Here is a 4557-nt window from a genome sequence, read left to right as displayed (position 1 = left end):
GGTTGAACATCCACCATAAGGTTTTTATACGTCTTTCCAAGCTTAATCATTGAGGCAGTGGTGAGCATATTTAAGACCATCTTTGTGGCTGTACCTGCCTTCATCCTGGTTGAACCAACAATCACTTCTGGCCCGACAATTGGACATATACAGATATCTGCCAAATTGGAATTGCTTACTGGATTACATGTGATGAGAATGCGCCCACAACCTTTTTTTGTAGCATAAACAAGAGCACCTTCGACAAAGGGTGTATTTACACTCGCAGCGATACCAACTATTACGTCCTTTCCATCCAATTTCAATCTTGCTAAATTGCTCTGAGCCTCACTCTTAGAGTCTTCAGCCCCTTCTATGGAGCGCCATAAAGCCTTTTTGCCGCCAGCTATAACCCCTTGGATAAGTCCCGGATCAGTGCCAAAGGTTGGCGGACATTCGGCCGCCTCCATTACTCCTAGTCTGCCACTGGTACCCGCTCCCACAAAAATTAATCTTCCACCCTTACCAAGATGATTCACGATCAAGTCAACAGCCCTGGCCAGATTTTTTCTTTCCTTTGAAACAGCCTCAGCTATCTTTTTATCTTCTTTTGAAATTACCTCGATTATTTTTATCGTTGAATTTTTGTCTATATCTTTTGTTCTTGGGTTTATTCCTTCTGTGATGAGATCATCCGTTCTTCTCCGCTTTTTCACGGAAAGTATTATACTATCTTTAAAGGTACATTTATAGTTTGTGTAGGCATCAAAATAGTGACCTAGTTAGTTATCGGTAAGATAATGAAACTCCCTGTAGCAAGCCGCAGCGTATCAGAACATAAACAGATAATCCCTTCTGTGATTGCTGTATATGTTATATATTTCGTGGACAAGCTTTTTCACAATTTCATTAATATTTTTATTTTTATTACACCTTTTCGAAATGAAAAGGTTTTAATTGGCCTTCCAAAAATTGCGGCCTGTGCTGAACTTGTTTCAGTATTAAGAAAATCAGAAACGAAGGCGTAAAAAAAAATTTGGGGCTTGGGGTTGAATTCAAATTTTTAGTCGTTATGTCATCCCCGAAATCAGTAGTCGGGGATCCAGAAACAAAGTGATGGATTCCCGCTAACAATCCGCAAATGACGGCAAGGGGTAGGTTCAATGTGACTACATGTTGAGGTGATATCTCTTTTGTCACCCCGAATGTTCCCTGCCAGCAACATGCGGGAGCCAAGCACCCGATAAGGGCATTCGGGTACAGGCGTAACTGGGGATCCACCCCCTGTTGTCATCCCCGAAATCAGTAGTCGGGGATCCAGAGGTAAAAGCATGGATTCCCTATTAAGGAATTAGGGAATGACAACAAGGGGACAGACTGGTCCTGAGCCCTGAGCTTGTCGAGGGGCCTGTCCCGAGCCCTGAGTTTCATCGAAGGGTCGAAGGATCGAAGGATTGCTTCTCTGTACCTGTGCTGAACCATGTCCTGACGATAGGTCAGGATCTATTCAGTATCAAGACAAAGAAGTACTCGATAGGATTTATGACTTGCAAAAGGTACCGGCGCACATTCGATTCTTATCTTGTGAGCCGTTGATTGGCGCGCTGGATACAATACCGCTTGAGGGTATTAAATGGGTGATCGTCGGTGGGGAATCAGGACCGAAAGCAAGACCTATGAAAAAAGAATGGGTAGTATCAATTCTAGAACAATGCCGTAAATGAGGTGTGCCATTCTTCTTCAAGCAGTGGGGCGGAGTTCGTAAGGACTTAACTGGACGAAAATTAGACGGTCGAACCTACGATGAAATCCCCCTGGATAAAAACAACTATAAACCTCAATTGGCCTTATTTTAGAAATAGTACACTCAATAAATTCTTTCACTAAACGTGAAACGTCAATGATGCCAAATCCAGCTGTCGACCCCATGATGCCACCGTGGAGTCATTCAGTTCCTCTGGAGCCCGTCCTTCCTCAGGGAAGGCATAAAATCCGCAAAGGGTCTCATCTGTTAATTTGTCTGATATGCGCCCTACTATCTTTTCAAAATCCATAAGAAGTACATCAGGGCCGCAGCGCAATCCTTTCGATGTCCTTCTGGTTAACAATTGCACGTACTGAGGTCGATTATTATCCGTCGCCCATATATATAATGTTTAGTGCCAAAGAGCTTGCGTCCCTTTTGCTCTAAAGGTCAAGCTAGAGGGATAATTTCTACAGCTTAAAAAATTTTGGCCACTTTAAAAGAATTTTGCCCTATAATATTGTAAGCTTAAGGATCGAACTCTGTACTGAAAATATTATGATCCTATATTAGACTTATGACGAATTCTTCAAATCATCATCTAATCCTGGGATATGATTTTTTATAAAAGTTGAACAAAAAGAAAAGGAGGAAAAGGTAGGATGAATAACACCAATTTAACTTTAGGGCGAAGGTTTCAAAAAGGGTTTAAGTTTTTACGAAGTTTTACATGCAGGCTGAACAGTGTGGTAAGGCTGTGTTCCGTCGTCATACTGTTGCTAGTGTTCGTAACAGCAAATGCTGGATTGGTAAATGCACAAACGTTCTCCTTCAAGTTCGGTAAGAAAGGCGGCGGAAATGGTGAGTTTAATCTTCCAACATCGATAGTTGTGGACACACAAGGAAACATTTTCGTTGCAGACACGTTTAATCACCGCATCCAGAAATTTAACTCTAAGGGGGAGCATCTTAAAAGCTTCGGCATGCTGGGGTCTGGTGACGGTCAGTTTAATCTGCCAGATGGCCTAGCGATTAGCAAATCGGGGCGTCTTCATATTGGTGACAGCAAGAACAATCGTATACAAGTATTCGGCTTGGATTTGGTTGCCCTCATTATCAGGTTTGGTAGTGTGGGCGTTGACGACGGTCAGTTTTTTGGGGGGTTCTTAAAACTAGCTACCGACAGCTTAAATAATATCTACGTTTTAGATCCGCACCTTGAACGTGTTCAGAAATTTAGCCCGAATTCTACTTTCATTTTGAAATTTGGTAATAGTGGTTTAACTGGCCCATTTCAAAATACAGCGGACATAGCAATTGATAGATCAGACAACATCTGGGTTGCAGATCGGTTGGGTGACCAGTTACAGAAGTTTGACTCAAATGGAACACATCTCTTAACCATTGGCACTTTCCGAATAATACAAAGGCCAATAAGTTTAGCAACAGACAGCTCTAACAACCTATACGTTGGATTTGAGTGCGGTTCTATAGGGAAGTTTGACTCAGATGGTAAGTTCATTTTAAAACTTGGAATTGGCGGTGTATGCCCAAATGCTCTAGCTGTCGACGGCCAGGACAATTTATATATTGCCGGGAGCACCCAAAATGATTACTTTGTTCAAGTATACCGTGCTGATACGGATCGGGATGGACTTAAAGGGAGTTTTGATCTTGATTCAGATAATGACGGCATTCCTGACTCCATTGAGTCGCTTTCAAGCCCTCTTGGACTCGGGGCAGAAGAGGCAGCACAATTTCAGGATTCGATTGTTTTGGATGACCCCGATGGAGACGGTATTCCCAATGAATTAGACCTTGATTCGGATGGGGACGGTATTCCAGATGTTATAGAAGCTGAAGGAGTGGATGAGGATGGGAATGGATTAATTGATGGCTTTACGGATGAAGATCAGGATGGTCTTGCAGATAGATTAGAGGATGCACCGCTTCCCGTTCCAGATACGGATGAAGATGGAATAGCTGATTTCTTAGACGGGGACGCCGATGATGACGGGGCTACGGATGTTAGTGAGGCTGGAGGGATGGATGATGACGGGGATGGAATGTTAGATGATTCACTTGATGAAGATGGAGATGGACTGGCAGATGGCGTTCAAACCAGTGCAGGAGGGGAGCCTCTACCGCTTTTGGATTTAGATAGTGACGGAGTACCAGACTTCCTCGACAGCGACCAAGCCACTGAAGGAGGTGGCGGAGGTTGCACTCTTGCATCAGTTAACCATACACCTTCAATTCCACTATATCTCCTGCTACCAATTGTTATATTGAGTAGGAGATTATGGAGAGGACGTAGTAATTGGAAAACACCTGAGTAGATTATTACTTTCGTCCTCCGTTGTGGGGAAGCGTTGCAGTAGGACGTGGGTAATAGGAGCAGATCACGCTACTGAAAAGCCACCTAAATCCTGCTCTAATTAAAGGGAACGCCTGTCCTTTAATTAAATTTACATTTCGAGATAATAACTTAGTCTGTTGATCAAAAAAAACAAGGAGGATGGTATGGGGACCAACAGTAAAATTGAATGGACGCAGGTAACCTGGAATCCTGTCACTGGCTGTAGCAAGGTGAGCCAGGGATGTAAGCACTGCTATGCCGAACGTTTAGCAATTCGACTACAAAACATGGGCGTACAACGATACCAGAATGGCTTTACAGTTACTCTACATGAAGATGCTGTTGCATTACCCATTAAATGGAAATATCCTCGTATAATTTTTGTTAATTCTATGAGCGACCTGTTTCACGAAAATATACCCTTCGAGTTTATTACGCAAGTATTTGGTACAATGGAACGCTGTCCTCAACACAT

4 protein-coding genes and 1 pseudogene are annotated in these 4557 nt (G+C 43.0%); 3 read left to right on the top strand and 2 right to left on the bottom strand.

Going from position 1 to position 4557, the window contains the following annotated elements; translation table 11 throughout:
- A partial coding sequence (gene murQ, locus VGA95_01620; protein HEX9665234.1) for an N-acetylmuramic acid 6-phosphate etherase occupies window positions 1-695 on the bottom strand: 695 nt, incomplete at its 3' end.
- A 798-nt stretch (window positions 696-1493) separates the two neighbouring features.
- Between murQ and VGA95_01615 the strand changes: the two are divergent.
- Window positions 1494-1835, top strand: a pseudogene (locus VGA95_01615) (DUF5131 family protein).
- A 27-nt stretch (window positions 1836-1862) separates the two neighbouring features.
- Here the strand turns inward: VGA95_01615 and VGA95_01610 are convergent.
- Window positions 1863-2033, bottom strand: coding sequence for a hypothetical protein (locus VGA95_01610; GenBank protein ID HEX9665233.1), 171 nt, complete (start codon window positions 2031-2033; stop codon window positions 1863-1865).
- A 352-nt stretch (window positions 2034-2385) separates the two neighbouring features.
- Here VGA95_01610 and VGA95_01605 point away from each other — a divergent pair, with 352 nt between their 5' ends.
- Window positions 2386-4062 (top strand): hypothetical protein, encoded by a 1677-nt coding sequence (locus VGA95_01605; protein ID HEX9665232.1) that lies wholly within the window; start codon window positions 2386-2388, stop codon window positions 4060-4062.
- 184 nt (window positions 4063-4246) lie between these two features.
- On the top strand, window positions 4247-4557 hold a 311-nt coding region (locus VGA95_01600), incomplete at its 3' end, for a DUF5131 family protein (protein ID HEX9665231.1).

This window comes from Thermodesulfobacteriota bacterium (assembly GCA_036397855.1).
Lineage (GTDB): Bacteria > Desulfobacterota_D > UBA1144 > Nemesobacterales > CSP1-2 > DASWID01.
The sequence above is the reverse complement of the archived record's forward strand: the minus strand, read 5'-3'. Positions and strand labels throughout refer to the sequence as shown.